This is a genomic window from Bacillus sp. FAU20 (genome assembly GCF_056033865.1).
Window position 1 is genome coordinate 101,341 of record NZ_JBVYHY010000027.1, and the last position, 15,946, is coordinate 117,286.

Genomic DNA, 15,946 nt, shown 5'->3' on the forward strand with positions numbered 1-15,946 from the left:
TAAATATAATTATAATAGTTTATTTTATTTTTTTATTTTTCATAAAATTAAAAGTTTGAATTTAGGAGGTATTGCTCAAACCTAAATTCAAACTTTAGTGAAAGAATTAATGGATATTACGTCTAGTTTTCGCTAATTACGGCATTTAAAAGTTCGGCAGGATTACCCGTTCCTGCACCGCCAATTGTAATAGATCCACTAGGAGGAATTTCGCCATTCCATCCTGCGTTCGTAATTACATAATGGTTATTTGTTTTACTACTAATTTTAGAATCCCAAACTTGTGTTAAATTGCCGCTATAATCAAATTCTAATTTCCAATTTTTAATAGGAGTCGTTCCATTATTTTTGATTATAATCGAGAAGTTATAACCGCTGCCCCAATTCGAAGTGACTGAAAATGTAGCAGTGCCATTTCCATCAGGAGGTGTCGTATTAGCTTCATCCGTTTTGACAGTAAGAGCGGTAGGTTGTGATTTATTTCCAGCAGCATCTTCGGCAATTACTGAAAATGTGTATTCTGTATTAGGTTTTAAGTTTTTAATTGTAATGCTATTTGTTGTTGTACTCCATTTCTCTTCTCCAGCAGTAATTTCATATTCCGTAACTCCTACGTTATCAGTAGATGCAGTCCAGTTTAATTGAACTGAATTTGAATTTTTATTCGTAACTACAATGTTTTTAACATTCGTTGGTGGCTCAGTATCTTTTTGACTAATAGGTCCACCAAGTAATTCTTTTACTAGCGTATCAAGTAATTTTGGACCACTGCAACTATATTTTGGACTTGTACGGCAATCTCCGCTTAGTTCCCAAAACATTGCTCCACTTAAACCTTTCGTCTTTATATAGTCTGTTTTGTATTTCATAGATTCATTGTCATCGTAGCTAATAAATGTGCCTGTAGTTGCATTATATAAATAAGGTACTTTAGCTGTGTCATTCCAGTAGCGTACAAAACCATTTTTATTAACGTAATTGGCTGCTAAATCACCGTAATCATACACACCCGTGTCACCGGTAGAATAATCATCCCAAGTACCTTTAGAAGCAAGTTTCCCATCACTACCTGGTTTGCAAGGTTGATATTGTCCGTTATTTTCCTTGCCACAACTTTTCCAGCCACGTCCGTAAAAGGGTACGCCTAATACTAGTTTATCGACTGGAACACCTTCATTTGTATAAACATTTATAGCACCATCTACGTAAAAATTCGTATTTGCTGCTGGGTCATTTGGATCCTTATATAGAGCTGCATTATGATTAGAAGTAGCTTCCCATCCGCCGTGGAAATCATATGTCATAATATTAATCCAATCGAGTATTTGAGAAATTTTCTTTAGCTCTGTATGATCAGCGTAGCGTTGGCTTGCGCCTGAAGCGATTGTTAGTAAATATTGTTTGCCATCTTCAGCACCTGCTTTATTCAAAGCATTTCGGACGTCTTGAAGAAGGAGAGTGAAATTTTGTTTATCTTCAGGACGATAACTACCACCAGGAATCGTTTCAACGCCCGGATATTCCCAGTCTAAATCTACGCCATCAAACCCATATGCGCGAAGAAAAGCTACTGTAGAGTCAGCAAATACTTTTCTTGTTTTTTCATCAGCGGCCATATCAGAAAAGCGGTTAGACCAAGTCCAGCCACCAACGGAAATAATTGTTTTTAAGTGAGGATATTTAGCTTTTAATCGTTTTAGTTCACCGAAATTTCCGCAACGGGCATATTTATCGCAATCTTCCCAAGTTGTCCCTGAGCCAGGATACGATTTGGTAACATCAGCCCATGGTTCCCCGAGTACGAGAGTACCATTAGGAACCTCTTTATTTTGCAATGGTACACCAGATTCTTTACAGTTCCACGTTTGTTTATTTGGATTATCAGGATGAGTAGAAGGGTTTCCATGTTTTCCATTCCAACAAATATCCGCGAAAGCATAGTTAAGGTGAGTAAGTTTTGATGCATCAATGTCAGCAACTTGATAATTACGTCCGTAAACCCCCCACGAAGGAAAGTACCCAACAATTTTTTGACTTTGCTTTGGTGAATCTGCTAATGCGAGATTTGGAGTAATAAAATTTGTGAGAAAAAGAGGTAAGAAAAGTAGTATGGATAGTAATAGCAGTGTGAATTTTTGAGACCTCATAGCCATTTCTCCTTTCAAAATAAAAGATATATTTAAAGGCATACGCCAATAAATCAAAATGAATCTAGACGTGTGAAACGTCTAGATAAAATGATCAGACATCACGAAGTCTATACAAGGGAGCTGGGGGTGATTAAATCGTAACAAATGTAAGATTTAGTGTAAACGCTTTATTAAGTTGAAAAAGACTTTCTCAATACAAAAAGGCTTGAATACAAACTATATATGAAAACGAAAAATCGGTATGGGAGGAAAAAGCTCATTATAAATAAATTTGAGAAAAAATTGTATAGAGCCAATTATTAAAGACGTAGAAAGATAAGGAAATATCATGTAAAATAATAGTAAAAATATGTAAAGGAGGGAATAGTGTGGATGTGTTTTTGAACATTGCTGAAGAAAAAATTCGACAAGCAATACGGAATGGTGATCTTGATTATCTTCCGGGAAAAGGAAAACCACTACAATTAGAAGATCTTTCAATGGTACCTCCAGAACTTAGAATGAGTTATAAAATTTTAAAAAATGCGGGAATGATTCCACCAGAAATGGAACTACAAAAAGATATATTAAAAATAGAGGATCTAATTGCTTGCTGTTATGATGAAGAAGAGAGAAAGAAATTACGAGAAGAGTTAACAGCAAAAACTCTGCGTTTTCAGCAGGTAATGGAAAAGAGAAAGATTAAAGATAGTTCAGCTTTTCGTATGTATCAAGACAAAGTATTTCGTAAATTACGCTGAGAGGGATAAGATGAATACATTTAAAACGATAGAAGAATTAGCGACCTATATCGAAGAACAACAATTGGTACTTCTGTTTATTAAAACGGAAAATTGTGGTGTTTGTGATGTTATGCTAAGAAAAGTAAATTGCGTATTAGAGAATTATGATTACGTAGAGAAAATAGAGATATTACTACAAGATATGCAAGAGATTGCGGGGCGATATGGAGTATTTACAGGGCCAACAATTTTATTATTTCATAATGGAAAAGAAATTCTTCGTGAATCACGCTTCATTTCACTTGAAAATCTAGAAAGAACCATTCAATTATTCGAGGAATAAGGGAGGCTTTTATATGGAATTTATTATTGTCATACTATTATTTGTTGTAGTTGGAATAATCGTAACAGCAGTTCGATCGAACAAAAAGAAGGTAAATCTTACAAAACAAAATAACATTCATAATTCATCTAACAGCTCATCACCATTATTTTTCTTTGCTGGATCTGATAATGATAGCTCGCATGATGGCGGCTCACATGATTGTGGAGGGTCTTTTGGGGGAGATAGCGGAGGAAGCTGCGGTGGCGGTGGTGATTGATGAAAATGCGCCTTATATAGGCGTATTTCTTTTTAAACAAACGTTTGATTAGTCGGCTTACATATGCATAAACACAGTTAAACAAACGTTTGATTAATATTTTTAACATACTAAGGGGAATGGAAATGAAAAGGGAACCGAAAGTGAAAAATAAGGGGAAAGTAGTGTTATTTTTATTAGCTGCGGGAGGCGTATTTCTTGTTAAATTAGCATTTAAATTTGGAACCATACATATGATTCGAACTTGGTTTGAAAGTACGTTTTCTTAAATAAGGAATATAGCCTCTTGCGATAGAGGTTTTTGATTTGTTATTATTAGACTGAACGGTCGGTTTAAAGAGGTGTGAATATGAGAAGAAGCGCAGAAGAGATAAAGAAAGAAATTGCATATAAAGCAGAAAGTCTATTTTCACAGAAGGGCTACGCAGCTACATCTATGGAAGAGATTTGTGAAATTACAGAGCGAAGTAAAGGAAGTATTTATTATCACTTTAAAAGTAAAGAAGAATTATTTTTATTTGTAGTGAAACAGCATACGTATGATTGGATTGAAAAATGGAATGAAAAAGAGAAGTTGTATAGCACTAGTACTGAAAAACTATATGGTCTCGCGGAATATCATGTAGAGGACATACAGCAACCAATTTCAAATGCAATAGAGGAATTCTCTATGAGCCAAGTTGTAAGTAAAGAGATTCTGGATGAACTGTTAGCTTTAACTAGAGAATCATATGTTATGTTTGAGAAATTAATTGAAGTAGGTATACAGTCTGGAGAGTTCCGTGAAGATAATACTCGTGATCTTATGTATATTGTAAACGGATTATTATCAGGACTTGGAGTGCTTTACTACGAATTAGATTATAAAGAGCTGAAACGTATTTATAAAAAGGCAATAGATGTATTGTTAAAAGGAATGGCAGCTGAATAATAGGTCAGTTGCTTTTCTTACAAAATAAATTAGACCGAACGGTCGGTTTGTGAAAGGGGAATGAAAATGAACGCTTTATTTAAAAACCGAGCATTTATGCTCGTTATGGCGTCTGATATTTTACAACAATTTGCAATTTGGATCAGAAATATGGCTCTTTTGTATTTTATAATGGAGCGAACGAATAATGATCCAGTTTCTGTTTCGTTGTTATCAGTTATGGAATATGCACCTATTTTTATTTTCTCGTTTATCGGTGGTGCGCTAGCTGATCGCTGGAATCCGAAAAGAACAATGGTCGCTGGAGATGTATTAAGTGTACTGTCTATTATAGGAATTGTCTTGTTGTTAAAAATGGATTATTGGCAGGCTATATTTTTTGCAACACTCATTTCCGCGATTGTAGGTCAGTTTTCTCAGCCCTCATCTTCGCGTATATTTAAGCGCTATGTAAAAGAAGAAGAGGTAGCAAATGCGATTGCATTTAACCAAACATTACAGTCATTATTTCTGATTTTTGGACCAGTGGTAGGATCGCTTGTGTATACACAACTTGGTTTATTTACGTCACTATATAGCTTAATCATTTTATTTTTGTTATCTGCTATCGCCCTTTCATTCTTACCAAAATGGGTTGAAAAAGAGCAAGTGGCGAGAGATTCATTAAAAAATGATATAAAAGAAGGTTGGAAGTATGTTCTTCATACGAAAAATTTACGTATGATTACGATCACTTTCACCATTATAGGCTTAGCTGTTGGATTAACAACTCCATTAGAGGTATTTCTTGTAATAGAGCGCCTTGGAATGGAAAAGGAAGCAGTTCAATATTTAGCTGCAGCTGATGGAATAGGTATGTTAATTGGTGGTATTGTTGCTGCAATTTTCGCTTCAAAAGTGAATCCGAAAAAGATGTTTGTATTCGGTATGGGCATATTAGCGATTTCATTTTTAGTAGAAGGGCTATCTACATCATTTTGGATTACTAGTTTCATGAGATTTGGAACAGGTATTTGTTTAGCTTGTGTTAATATTGTTGTCGGTACGCTTATGATTCAACTTGTACCAGAAAATATGGTTGGAAGAGTAAATGGGACGATTTTACCACTGTTTATGGGGGCAATGCTAATTGGAACTTCACTAGCTGGAGGATTAAAGGAACTAACTTCACTAGTTACTGTGTTTTGTATAGCAATGGCACTTATTTTATTAGCGATAGGGCCAGTTCTACGTATGCAAATAAAAAAAGAAGATGTTGCTAATAAAGAGGCACTAACAAATTCGTTAGCTTCGAAATAACTATTGTAAGGGAGCAATATTGCTCCCTTTTTCTTTGAGGAACTTTTGACAACTATATGAGCCAATTATATACTGATGTTGTAAAAACGATTTTACAGGTTAGGAGCAATGGTGTGAAAAATCAAATCTATGAATTACGCACTGAAAATAATATTTCACAAGGCGCATTAGCTGATAAATGTAAGGTTTCTAGACAAACGATAAATGCAATTGAGAATAATAAATATGATCCAAGTTTAGCGTTAGCATTCCGTTTAGCTGAAGTATTAGGAACAACTGTTGATAAATTATTTTTGTACAAGCAGTAGAGTCGTTCATTATAAGGCGCACCTTTAAAAATAAAAAAGATTCTCTTCTTATGAGAAGAGGATCTTTTCTTATAGCGTTTTAGTCTTTTGACTAGGTGGTGTAACGGATGTGTTATTTTCTGGAACTCTAGTTAGTAAGAATCCTCCTATAATAAACAGAACAATAATACTAAGAACACCAGCGTTTGTTTTTCCTGTTAATTGCGTTGTAACACCGACTAATACCGGACCCATAATTGCGGCAAACTTCCCAAATATATTATAAAATCCGAAGAATTCATTAGCAGATTCTTTTGGTACTAGTTTTGCAAAGTATGAACGACTTAGTGCTTGAATACCACCTTGAGATGTAGCAACTAACATTGCTAAAATCCAAAAATCAAGTGTCGTTTTTAAGAAATAAGCATATATGCAAATGATGATATAAATAATGATACCGACATATAGCATTTTTTTACCTGTGAATGTTGCTGATAATTTTCCGTATAATAAAGCAAATGGACAAGCGACAATTTGTGTTACAAATAATATGATTAATAGATTAGTTGCACTAATACCGAGATCGGTTCCGTAAGCGGTAGACATAGTAATAATTGTATCGACTCCGTCAATATAGAAAAAGTAAGCGATTAGAAACATAAATACAGTTTTATATTCTTTAATATTTTTAAAAGTAGCAGCAAGGCGTTTGAAGCTCATTGTAATTGGTCTAGGGTGACGTTCAATATAGTGCGTTTGCTCTACGTTTTTTAGCATTGGAATTGTAAATAACCCCCACCAAAGAGCTGTTATCGCAAATGAAATTTGACTAGCAATACCAACAGATAAAGGGATAGTTCCTTTTTGAGAAAGAATAATAAGAGCGATACAACCGATAAAAGGAATTGTACTCCCGATATAACCTAATGCAAATCCTCTTGTAGAAATTCGGTCCATTCTATCTTCAGAAGTGACATCTACTAAAAATGCATCATAAAAAATGTTTGCTCCAGCAAAACCGACTAAGGCGAGCATATAGCATCCTAATAATAAGTACCACTGAGATGTTGGAACGACTGCTAACATACTTGTAAATACGATACCGAGTCCAAAGAAGAATGTGAAAAATCGTTTTTTAAATCCTTTATAATCAGCAACTGTGCCGAGAATAGGAGCAAGTATAGAAATTAAAAGTGTTGCGAACGAGTTTGCATATCCCCAATATGCTGTTGAAGTTGCCCCGGATAGTCCAGCTTCTTTTGCAGCTGCTTTAAAGTAAATTGGAAATAATGCAGTTGTAATGACGAGCGAATATACCGAGTTCGCCCAATCGTATAATATCCAGCTTTTTTCTTGTCTGGACATTTTTTTCATATAATGTTCCCCCTTAAATTTGTTTTACTAACAGTGTACAAAAATAAAAATTATAAAAAGAGAAACAGTGATGAATTTTACATAACTTTTACATATATACACAGTTCTTTACAATTGGAGTAAATCCTCTACAATTGCTCCGTCTGTTTCACCTAAGTGTAAACCGAGTAGTCTAGCGATAGTTGGACCTTCATCAATAAGTCTCATATACGGGACGGTAACGCCACTTTTTATTCCTTTCCCAGCAGCGATAAAAATTGTTTCATAGTTAGGTTTTGTTGGAGAGTATCCATGCGTACCAAATGTATATTTTTTACTAGGCGTAACATCTTTTTCAGTAATTTCTTTTATAAAATCTCCTGTATAGTTTTCAGTGAAATAATACCCTTCTCGTGCTTCTAACATGAATAAACAATTACCGTCTGCACCGCAGTCTTTGGCAGCTTCATCAAGAAGTATAAATTCAATTCCGTTTTGTTTATTTTGAAGTAGTTCTTCAAGGAGTAGTTGTACCTCCCGAATTGTATCCGTATCATTTTTGTCCTTTACATATACATAGGCAGAGCCGTCGCAACTTTGGCAATAGGCTTTCCAGTCTACTAATTTTCCTTTTTTATTAAGAGATATAAGTCCTCTTTGATGGAATAGCACATTTAATTGGATGGATTTGTTTTCACTTAAAGCGCTATGATCACCAAGGGCAATAATTGTACTTTCTTCGTATAGGTCACTTTCTTTTAGTGCTTGAATAATTTTCCCTAGACGTCCGTCGTGCCTCTGGATAGCAGCTATTGTTTCGTTAGATTCAAAGCCGTGATAGTGTCTTTGTGTGTCTAAATCGGTGAAATGTACGAACATGACATTAGGCTTTTTCGTCTGGATTGTATGCACAGCAGAGGCGAGGACGAAATCATCCAGCTCTGGTTGTGATAAACCATTTCTTATATGGCCGAAACGACGATTTAAATCTAATTGATATAGCGGGCTACCGCTAAATAAGGAAACTAACACTTGATTTTGCCAAGGTCTATTTGGAAAAATTTCTGGTAAATTGTAATCGATGTTCGCTCTTCCAGTAACAGGCCATAGAAGGGCAGCTGTCGTTAAATTTGCTTTGCGCGCTTCATCATACAATGTTGTTCCTTTTATTGATTTTCGATACCAATGCCAATCAGGTGATTCACGCCCTGGTTGAAGTAACGTATTGCTAACAACACCGTGCTTGTTAGGGTAATTACCAGTTACGATTGTTGAGTGGCTTGGATATGTTACAGAAGGATAAATTGGTTCTACTTTTTCGACAATCGTGCCCTTTTTTATTAGAGATTGGAAATGAGGTAGTTTTTGTAGTATAGGAAAATCTAAAGCTGATAAACAGTCGAATGATAAAATAATGACGTGGTTTGTTAATGCTTTATCCATAAAGTTCCCTCCTGATTATATAAAACCTATTATTATATATTGCTATTAATGCCTAGTAATAAAAATATATTTTTAGGTGAAAATTTATTATTTATTTTCAGAAAAATTAAACATATAATTAAGTATAAGGGAATCTATGGAAGGAGGAAACACTATGGATTGGTTAGATGGATTTGGTATCTTTTACATCATTGGCGGAATCACAATTATCCTTGTATTTGCTATTTCATATTTACTAAAGAAACGGTTTCCAGACAAACAGTTTGATATTATATTTGCACTTAGTTTAATACTTCTTTGTTTAGCGTCCTTTCCTGTTACAATGATGGTCATTGGTGGGTGGGAAGGAATGGGATATGGATTTATTGGTTTCTTCGTCCTACTTGGTACACTTATCGGTATGATTGCACATCAACTTGTGAAAATTACGCGGAAAAGCTACGTATAAAACTGCAAAAAATGAAAAGAATATATAAAAATAAGAAAATTAGCTATTGTTTAAAAAAAGAATTTGTATTATGATAATCAATAAATTTATTTCGTTATAACGATGAAAAAGGATTAGTACATGTTCAACCTTTTTAGCAGAGAGAGAATCCGTCAGGCTGAAAGATTCTTAAAAAGGTAATATGGAACCTGCCTTTGAGTTCTGCATATGCAGCGGGAATTTCCCGTTATCAAAAAGAGAGCATGCGCAATTTTTGTGCATGAATCAGGGTGGTAACGCCGGCAAAGCTCGGTCCCTATTTAGGGATGCGGGCTTTTTTGTATTTTCTAGAAGGAGGAAGACTGACTATGGCAAAAGAACAAGTGCAAGCCATTACGAAGATGGAAGAGGACTTTGCGCAGTGGTATACCGATATTGTAAAAAAAGCCGAACTTGTTGATTATTCAAGTGTAAAAGGGTGCATGATTTTACGTCCGTATGGTTATGCCTTATGGGAGAATATGCAGAAGGTGATGGATGAGAAGTTAAAAGGAACTGGCCATGAAAATGTATATATGCCAATGTTTATCCCAGAGAGTTTATTGCAAAAAGAGAAGGATCATGTTGAAGGATTTGCTCCTGAAGTAGCATGGGTTACGCATGGTGGAGATGAAAAGTTAGCGGAAAGACTTTGTGTACGTCCTACATCTGAAACTTTATTCTGTGAGCACTTTTCAAAAATTGTGCAATCCTATAATGATTTGCCAAAGTTATATAATCAGTGGTGTTCAGTAGTTCGTTGGGAGAAGACAACTAGGCCGTTCCTTCGTACGACTGAATTTTTATGGCAAGAGGGTCATACAATCCATGAAACGGCAGAAGAATCGCAGGCTGAAACATTAAATATTTTAAACTTATATGCTTCTTTCTGTGAGGATTATTTAGCAATACCAGTTATTAAAGGACAAAAAACAGAAAAAGAGAAGTTTGCTGGAGCAAAGGCAACTTATACAATTGAAAGTTTAATGCATGATGGAAAAGCACTTCAAACAGGAACCTCTCATAACTTTGGGACGAATTTCTCAGAAGCATTTGATATTAAGTTTTTAGATCGTAACGGTAAGTGGCAATATGTGCACCAAACATCTTGGGGTGTATCAACAAGAATGATAGGCGGGCTAATAATGGTTCATAGTGATAATAATGGACTTGTAATGCCACCAAAAGTCGCTCCAGTGCAAGTTGTTATTGTACCAATTGCTCAGCATAAAGAAGGAGTTTTAGCAAAAGCAACAGAGTTACAAGCACATATTCAAAAGGTTGCACGAGTAAAAATAGATGCTAGTAATAAAACACCAGGCTGGAAATTTAATGAGTATGAAATGAAGGGGATTCCAATTCGATTAGAAGTTGGCCCTAAAGATATTGAAAAGAAACAAGTTGTACTTGTAAGAAGAGATACGAAGGAAAAAGAGTTTGTACCAATGGATCAATTAGAAGAACGTATTCCAGCATTACTTGAAGAAATTCATATTTCTTTATTTAATAAAGCAAAAGTATTTCGTGATGAAAATACGTATGTTGCGACAAATTTCGAAGAGATGAAAAAAATAGCTGACGAAAAACAAGGATTTATTAAGGCAATGTGGTGCGGAGAATTAACTTGTGAAGAGAAACTAAAAGAAGAAGTTGGAGTATCTTCACGTTGTATGCCTTTTGAGCAAGAGCATTTAGCTGAAGAATGTATTTGTTGTGGTAAAGACGCTAAACAAATGGTGTATTGGGGAAAAGCGTATTAATACTTTTTCTGATAGGTGATAAAAAGGACTTTGGACTGCATAATAAAATGCAATCCAAAGTCCTTTTTAGTTTTATACATTATTTCATGTGTTATTTAGATGGAAGGATGTTGTTCTTATTTTACGTTTTTACGGCGAATAAATAGTAACATACCGATTAGGAATGTTGAAAGTCCCATTAAAATAGATGTAGGATAATGTGTTGCTGTATTCGGTAATTTATCACCTTGTTTTTTCGTATTATCTTTTACATTACCACCTTGAGAACAGTTGCCACCCTGAGAATTACTATCGCCTTTAACACGGTTGCCACCTTGAGAGCCACTGCCATCAGAACCGCTACCACTAGAACCATTGTCACCAGAGCCATTGCCACCAGAGCCATTGCTACCAGAACCATTGCTACCAGAACCATTGCCACCAGAGCTATTGCCACCAGAACCGTTGCCACCAGAACCATTGCCACCAGAGCTATTGCCACCAGAACCGTTGTCACCAGAGCCACTGCCACCAGAACCGTTACCACCAGAACCATTGCTACCAGAGCCATTGCCGCCAGAACCATTGCCACCAGAACCGTTACCACCAGAACCATTGCTATCAGAACCATTGCCGCCAGAGCCACTGCCGCCAGAACCGTTGTCACCAGAGTCATTGCCGCCAGAACCACTGCCACCAGAACTGTTACCACCAGAACCATTGCCGCCAGAGCCACTGCCGCCAGAACCACTGCCACCAGAACTGTTACCACCAGAACCACTGCCACCAGAGCCACTATCGTCCTGAGAACCACCGTTTCCTGGTGGTTTATTATTATCTTTCGAGTTACCTTCTACTAAATGATCGTTATTTTGTACAATTGCGTTTATTGCTGGAGAGAAGTTTTCTGTTGCTGCATTACCGATATTTAAACCGCTAAAAAAAGATAAAGAGAGTGTTGAGGCTAAAATGAAGATTTTCTTCATGGTTTTCCTCCTAAGAAATTAATATTCCATCTAAAATACATCCCTTTGTAATATTTCTTAGGAAAAAGAGTTTTATACAAAAAAAACTATATATAGAAAAAGGTGGAGTATTTCTAAAGAGAGAAAAGAGTTAGTGTAAATTTTTTATAATAAGTAGAGCGTGGGGAGTTTCAGACTCATTATAATAGAGGAAGTGACAGCAGATGAAAGAATATATTGCATTTGATGTTGGTGGTACACAAATTAAATATGGGATTGTTTCAGAAACAGGAACAGTACGAAAGCATCAAACAGTTCCAACAGAAATTCATTTAGGTGGAGAACAAATTATTCAAAAACTTATATATGTATCCAAAAAAATAATGAATGAACATACTATTGTAGGAATTGGTATTAGCACTGCGGGAATTGTTGATATTAACAAAGGAATTGTGACGGGAGGTGCGGATCATATTCCAGGATATAGTACTATTCCTATTATTGATAGATTGCAAGAGATATTAAAAGTTTCAGTATCGATTGACAATGATGTGAATTGTGCAGCGTTTGGAGAAAAATGGAATGGTAGTGGAAGAGAGAAAGAGAATTTTATTATGCTCACCCTCGGAACAGGGATTGGGGGAGCGATTTTTATAGATGGAGAATTGTACCGAGGAAATTCATTTAGTGCTGGTGAATGGGGGAATATGTTAATAGAAGGAAAAACGTTTGAAGAGGTTGCCTCGATTTCAGGATTAATTCGTCTTGTCAGAAAGTATAAAGGCAAAGGTGAGTGGAATGGGAGAACAATTTTTGAGTTGTATGATAAAGGAGATAGAGAAGTTGCTCAAGCAGTTGGGATTTTCTTTAGACATTTGGCAATCGGAATTAGTAATCTTGCTTATATTTTCAATCCAGAAACGATTATTATTGGTGGAGGAATTACCGATAGAGGAAATAAGTTTTTAAAAGAAGTAAAAGAAGAGGTCAGTAAATACTTAAATCAAGAGATTTATAATAATTGTGAGATTGAACTTGCACAAAACGGTAATTGTGCAGGAATGATTGGTGCTATTTACCACTTCTTACATCATCATAAGTAAATTATATGAATGTTTTCATATAACTGAGAATTTATCCTTTTTATCGCTAGGTAAATAATGCTACAATATAAGAGAAGAATACAATATTTTCCGATTTGGAAAATGCTTTGTAGAGAGGGAGAAACTTCATGCCTATTATTTTAGAAAAAGGTCAAAAGATCGATTTAACGAAAGGACAACCAAAAGTAGCAAAACTACAGGTTGGCTTAGGCTGGGATCCAATTGGGCAATCAGGTGGATTTCTGTCTTCATTATTTGGAAGTAAACCAAATGTAGATTGTGATGCATCTGTTGTTATGTTAGAAGGAGATCGTTTTTTAAACAAAAATGATTTAGTTTACTTCGGAAATAAACTTTCTACTTGTGGTAGTATTATTCATTCAGGAGATAATTTAACAGGCGAAGGCGCTGGTGATGACGAAACAATTTTCGTAGAATTACATAAAGTTCCGAGCCGTATTAATCGTTTAGTATTCGTTGTAAATATTTATGACTGTGTAAATCGTCGTCAAGATTTCGGGATGATTCGTAATGCATATATTCGTATTCAAAATCCGCAAACTGGTGAAGAATTAGCACGCTATAATTTATCGGATAATTATGCTGGCAAAACGACTCTAATTGCAGGTGAAATGTATCGCCACGGAAGTGAATGGAAATTCTCAGCTGTTGGAGAAGGTACACAAGATAAAAACTTAAGTGAGATTGTATCACGTTATCAATAAAATAAACCGAGGAGGAATTGTGTATGGCATCAATTTCATTGAAAAAAGGACAAAAGGTAGACTTAACAAAAACGAATCCAGGTCTTTCAAAAGTTCTTGTAGGACTTGGTTGGGATACGAATCGTTATGACGGACAAAACGATTTCGATTTAGATGTTAGTATTTTCTTAGTAGGTGCTAACGGTAAAGTTTCAGGTGCAGAGGATTTCGTCTTCTATAATAACCCAAAAGGTGCAAATGGTGCTGTAGAGCATTTAGGAGATAACCGAACTGGCGAAGGTGAAGGCGATGACGAATCGATTAAAGTAGATTTAAAAAATGTACCTGCACATATCGAACGTATTTGTTTCACTATCACAATTTACGATGGAGAAGGACGCAGCCAAAACTTCGGACAAGTTTCTAACTCTTTCGTACGTATTTTAGATGAAGAAAAGAATGCAGAATTAATTCGTTACGATTTAGGAGAAGATTTCTCTATTGAAACAGCGGTAGTAGTAGGTGAACTATACCGTCATGCAGGTGAATGGAAGTTCAATGCAATCGGAAGTGGATTCCAAGGTGGATTAGCGTCTCTATGTAATAATTTCGGTTTAGATGTAGAGTAATAGATTGATATATCCATCGATAAAACAGATGTTTACTGATGGATATATTTTTTAAGATTAAAATATAGAGGTGAATATAAATGGTTATTCAATTGCAAAAAGGACAGAAGATTGATTTAGGTAAGACAAGCCCTGGTTTAACAAAAGCAGTAATTGGTCTTGGGTGGGATATTAAATCTTACGACGGTGGATCAGATTTCGATTTAGATGCATCAGCATTCCTATTAGATGCGAACGGAAAATGTACGAAGGAAACTGATTTTATCTTCTATAATAATTTACAGTCTCCTTGTGGATCTGTTCTACATACAGGAGATAACCGCACAGGTGAAGGTGAAGGTGACGATGAGCAACTTGTTGTAGATTTGAAGAAAGTTCCAGCAGATGTGCACAAAATTGCTATTACAGTTACGATTTATGATGCAGAAGGCCGTAGTCAAAACTTTGGACAAGTAGGAAATGCGTTCGTTCGTTTAGCGAATGAAGAAACGAATGAAGAAGTTCTTCGTTTTGATTTAGGGGAAGATTTCTCCATCGAAACAGCAGTTGTCTTTTGTGAATTATACCGTCATAATGGACAGTGGAAGTTTAATGCAGTAGGAAGTGGATTCCAAGGTGGTTTAGGTGCGCTTGTAAGAGCGTATGGCTTGGATGCATAGAAAGGAAACGACATTCGTTTCCTTTTTTTGACCTTTCTATAAATCTAGCAAAGAATAGGGGATATAGGTAAGATGAGTATTTTGCAAGGAATCCTTGATACGTATGCTCAGTTTTTTGACTTGGACATGTGGATTAAAGTGTTGCAGGATCCAGTATCTTGGGGATTAATTGGTACACTTGTTGTACTTGAAGGGTTGTTATCTGCTGATAACGCACTTGTATTAGCAGTAATGGTAAAACACCTTCCGGAAGAGAAACGTAAAAAAGCATTATTCTATGGACTTATTGGAGCTTATGTATTCCGCTTTATTGCGATTGGAATCGGAATGTTCTTAATTAAATTATGGTGGGTAAAACTTCTTGGTGCACTTTACCTTGCTTGGTTATCAGTAAAATACTTTATTGATAAGCGTAAAGGTGCAAGTGAAGAAGACGAAGCTCACGGTATGAATCAAAATAGTATTCTCTTTAGAATGTTCGGTGTCTTCTGGGGAACAGTTGCGATGGTTGAATTAATGGATATCGCGTTCTCTGTAGATAGCGTACTTGCTGCATTTGGTGTATCTAATGAAGTTTGGATTCTATTATTAGGCGGAATGCTCGGTATTTTAATGATGCGTGGTATCGCTGGTGTATTCTTAAAATTGTTAGAGCGTATTCCAGAGCTTGAAACAACAGCATATATTTTAATCTTAATTATCGCATCGAAAATGCTATTGTCTCTAATTGATATTCATATTAGTCATACACTGTTCTTCATTATTTTAGTTGTAGCATTTGGAGCAACATTTATAATTCACTACATGAAGAATTCTGGACAAGCTAAAGAAGAAGTTGCAGCTACTAAAGAAGACAATAAATAATTGAAATGGGTTTGCTCGTTTTGCGAGCGC

Annotated in this window: 18 protein-coding genes and 1 other annotated feature; of the genes, 14 read left to right on the forward strand and 4 right to left on the reverse strand. The window is 35.7% G+C overall.

The genetic code is table 11. The features are described from left to right. Positions 1-122 precede the first annotated feature (122 nt). Positions 123-2,147, reverse strand: a complete 2,025-nt coding sequence (locus AC0OM3_RS26205; protein ID WP_474213242.1) for a glycosyl hydrolase family 18 protein — start codon at positions 2,145-2,147, stop codon at positions 123-125. A 371-nt stretch (positions 2,148-2,518) separates the two neighbouring features. Between AC0OM3_RS26205 and AC0OM3_RS26210 the strand changes: the two genes are divergently transcribed. The 7 genes from AC0OM3_RS26210 (at position 2,519) to AC0OM3_RS26240 (ending at position 6,012) form a co-directional block, all read left to right on the forward strand. Next, entirely contained in the window at positions 2,519-2,890 is a 372-nt protein-coding gene (locus AC0OM3_RS26210; protein WP_000382375.1) for a DnaJ family domain-containing protein, read from the forward strand. 10 nt (positions 2,891-2,900) lie between these two features. Further along, positions 2,901-3,215 carry a thioredoxin family protein gene (locus tag AC0OM3_RS26215; RefSeq protein WP_001091336.1) on the forward strand — a complete coding sequence of 105 codons (315 nt, stop codon included), beginning with the start codon at positions 2,901-2,903 and terminating at the stop codon, positions 3,213-3,215. A 13-nt stretch (positions 3,216-3,228) separates the two neighbouring features. Next, positions 3,229-3,474 carry a hypothetical protein gene (locus tag AC0OM3_RS26220; RefSeq protein WP_000394364.1) on the forward strand — a complete coding sequence of 82 codons (246 nt, stop codon included), beginning with the start codon at positions 3,229-3,231 and terminating at the stop codon, positions 3,472-3,474. A gap of 125 nt (positions 3,475-3,599) precedes the next feature. After that, entirely contained in the window at positions 3,600-3,743 is a 144-nt protein-coding gene (locus AC0OM3_RS26225) for a hypothetical protein (RefSeq protein WP_000817981.1), read from the forward strand. A gap of 80 nt (positions 3,744-3,823) precedes the next feature. Next, on the forward strand, positions 3,824-4,405 hold the full coding sequence (locus AC0OM3_RS26230) for a TetR/AcrR family transcriptional regulator (RefSeq protein WP_001254434.1): 582 nt from the start codon (positions 3,824-3,826) through the stop codon (positions 4,403-4,405). A gap of 66 nt (positions 4,406-4,471) precedes the next feature. Further along, positions 4,472-5,704, forward strand: a complete 1,233-nt coding sequence (locus AC0OM3_RS26235; protein WP_474213243.1) for an MFS transporter — start codon at positions 4,472-4,474, stop codon at positions 5,702-5,704. Positions 5,705-5,760: 56 nt separating this feature from the next. After that, entirely contained in the window at positions 5,761-6,012 is a 252-nt protein-coding gene (locus tag AC0OM3_RS26240; RefSeq protein WP_002023181.1) for a helix-turn-helix transcriptional regulator, read from the forward strand. Positions 6,013-6,081: 69 nt separating this feature from the next. Here the strand turns inward: AC0OM3_RS26240 and AC0OM3_RS26245 are convergent, their stop codons facing one another. Then, complete coding sequence (locus AC0OM3_RS26245) at positions 6,082-7,365, reverse strand: MFS transporter (protein ID WP_000738827.1); 1,284 nt, start codon at positions 7,363-7,365, stop codon at positions 6,082-6,084. A 108-nt stretch (positions 7,366-7,473) separates the two neighbouring features. Beyond that, positions 7,474-8,787 carry an alkaline phosphatase family protein gene (locus AC0OM3_RS26250; RefSeq protein ID WP_474213244.1) on the reverse strand — a complete coding sequence of 438 codons (1,314 nt, stop codon included), beginning with the start codon at positions 8,785-8,787 and terminating at the stop codon, positions 7,474-7,476. A 154-nt stretch (positions 8,788-8,941) separates the two neighbouring features. Here AC0OM3_RS26250 and AC0OM3_RS26255 point away from each other — a divergent pair, with 154 nt between their 5' ends. Both AC0OM3_RS26255 and proS read left to right on the forward strand, forming a co-directional pair. Further along, positions 8,942-9,235: a YesK-like family protein gene (locus AC0OM3_RS26255; RefSeq protein ID WP_000383853.1), complete on the forward strand. Its 294-nt coding sequence runs from the start codon at positions 8,942-8,944 to the stop codon at positions 9,233-9,235. 93 nt (positions 9,236-9,328) lie between these two features. Further along, positions 9,329-9,535, forward strand: a binding site (T-box leader). Between the two features lie 47 nt (positions 9,536-9,582). After that, entirely contained in the window at positions 9,583-11,013 is a 1,431-nt protein-coding gene (gene proS, locus AC0OM3_RS26260; protein ID WP_001040993.1) for a proline--tRNA ligase, read from the forward strand. A 116-nt stretch (positions 11,014-11,129) separates the two neighbouring features. On the opposite strand, the gene AC0OM3_RS26265 is transcribed toward proS, so the two are convergent. Beyond that, positions 11,130-11,978: an LPXTG cell wall anchor domain-containing protein gene (locus tag AC0OM3_RS26265; protein WP_474213245.1), complete on the reverse strand. Its 849-nt coding sequence runs from the start codon at positions 11,976-11,978 to the stop codon at positions 11,130-11,132. A 203-nt stretch (positions 11,979-12,181) separates the two neighbouring features. On the opposite strand from AC0OM3_RS26265, the gene AC0OM3_RS26270 reads away from it, so the two are divergent. The 5 genes from AC0OM3_RS26270 to AC0OM3_RS26290 all read left to right on the forward strand — a co-directional run bounded on the left by AC0OM3_RS26270 (position 12,182) and on the right by AC0OM3_RS26290 (position 15,916). Beyond that, positions 12,182-13,060, forward strand: a complete 879-nt coding sequence (locus tag AC0OM3_RS26270; protein ID WP_000666141.1) for an ROK family protein — start codon at positions 12,182-12,184, stop codon at positions 13,058-13,060. A gap of 128 nt (positions 13,061-13,188) precedes the next feature. After that, positions 13,189-13,785: a TerD family protein gene (locus AC0OM3_RS26275; RefSeq protein ID WP_001121586.1), complete on the forward strand. Its 597-nt coding sequence runs from the start codon at positions 13,189-13,191 to the stop codon at positions 13,783-13,785. Positions 13,786-13,808: 23 nt separating this feature from the next. Then, positions 13,809-14,393 (forward strand): TerD family protein, encoded by a 585-nt coding sequence (locus AC0OM3_RS26280; protein ID WP_000146731.1) that lies wholly within the window; start codon positions 13,809-13,811, stop codon positions 14,391-14,393. Between the two features lie 80 nt (positions 14,394-14,473). Next, complete coding sequence (locus AC0OM3_RS26285) at positions 14,474-15,052, forward strand: TerD family protein (protein WP_000236649.1); 579 nt, start codon at positions 14,474-14,476, stop codon at positions 15,050-15,052. Positions 15,053-15,124: 72 nt separating this feature from the next. Next, the gene (locus AC0OM3_RS26290; protein ID WP_000025705.1) at positions 15,125-15,916 is read left to right on the forward strand and encodes a TerC family protein; all 792 of its coding nucleotides are present in this window, start codon (positions 15,125-15,127) and stop codon (positions 15,914-15,916) included. Positions 15,917-15,946: the final 30 nt, after the last annotated feature.

What these genes read in the sequence shown, in the direction of transcription:
- AC0OM3_RS26205 (WP_474213242.1), bottom strand. Translation starts at nt 2,147, where the DNA reads ATGAGGTCTCAAAAATTCACACTGCTATTACTATCCATACTACTTTTC.
- AC0OM3_RS26215 (WP_001091336.1), top strand. Translation starts at nt 2,901, where the DNA reads ATGAATACATTTAAAACGATAGAAGAATTAGCGACCTATATCGAAGAA.
- AC0OM3_RS26220 (WP_000394364.1), top strand. Translation starts at nt 3,229, where the DNA reads ATGGAATTTATTATTGTCATACTATTATTTGTTGTAGTTGGAATAATC.
- AC0OM3_RS26225 (WP_000817981.1), top strand. Translation starts at nt 3,600, where the DNA reads ATGAAAAGGGAACCGAAAGTGAAAAATAAGGGGAAAGTAGTGTTATTT.
- AC0OM3_RS26230 (WP_001254434.1), top strand. Translation starts at nt 3,824, where the DNA reads ATGAGAAGAAGCGCAGAAGAGATAAAGAAAGAAATTGCATATAAAGCA.
- AC0OM3_RS26235 (WP_474213243.1), top strand. Translation starts at nt 4,472, where the DNA reads ATGAACGCTTTATTTAAAAACCGAGCATTTATGCTCGTTATGGCGTCT.
- AC0OM3_RS26240 (WP_002023181.1), top strand. Translation starts at nt 5,761, where the DNA reads ATGAGCCAATTATATACTGATGTTGTAAAAACGATTTTACAGGTTAGG.
- AC0OM3_RS26245 (WP_000738827.1), bottom strand. Translation starts at nt 7,365, where the DNA reads ATGAAAAAAATGTCCAGACAAGAAAAAAGCTGGATATTATACGATTGG.
- AC0OM3_RS26250 (WP_474213244.1), bottom strand. Translation starts at nt 8,787, where the DNA reads ATGGATAAAGCATTAACAAACCACGTCATTATTTTATCATTCGACTGT.
- AC0OM3_RS26255 (WP_000383853.1), top strand. Translation starts at nt 8,942, where the DNA reads ATGGATTGGTTAGATGGATTTGGTATCTTTTACATCATTGGCGGAATC.
- proS (WP_001040993.1), top strand. Translation starts at nt 9,583, where the DNA reads ATGGCAAAAGAACAAGTGCAAGCCATTACGAAGATGGAAGAGGACTTT.
- AC0OM3_RS26265 (WP_474213245.1), bottom strand. Translation starts at nt 11,978, where the DNA reads ATGAAGAAAATCTTCATTTTAGCCTCAACACTCTCTTTATCTTTTTTT.
- AC0OM3_RS26270 (WP_000666141.1), top strand. Translation starts at nt 12,182, where the DNA reads ATGAAAGAATATATTGCATTTGATGTTGGTGGTACACAAATTAAATAT.
- AC0OM3_RS26275 (WP_001121586.1), top strand. Translation starts at nt 13,189, where the DNA reads ATGCCTATTATTTTAGAAAAAGGTCAAAAGATCGATTTAACGAAAGGA.
- AC0OM3_RS26280 (WP_000146731.1), top strand. Translation starts at nt 13,809, where the DNA reads ATGGCATCAATTTCATTGAAAAAAGGACAAAAGGTAGACTTAACAAAA.
- AC0OM3_RS26285 (WP_000236649.1), top strand. Translation starts at nt 14,474, where the DNA reads ATGGTTATTCAATTGCAAAAAGGACAGAAGATTGATTTAGGTAAGACA.
- AC0OM3_RS26290 (WP_000025705.1), top strand. Translation starts at nt 15,125, where the DNA reads ATGAGTATTTTGCAAGGAATCCTTGATACGTATGCTCAGTTTTTTGAC.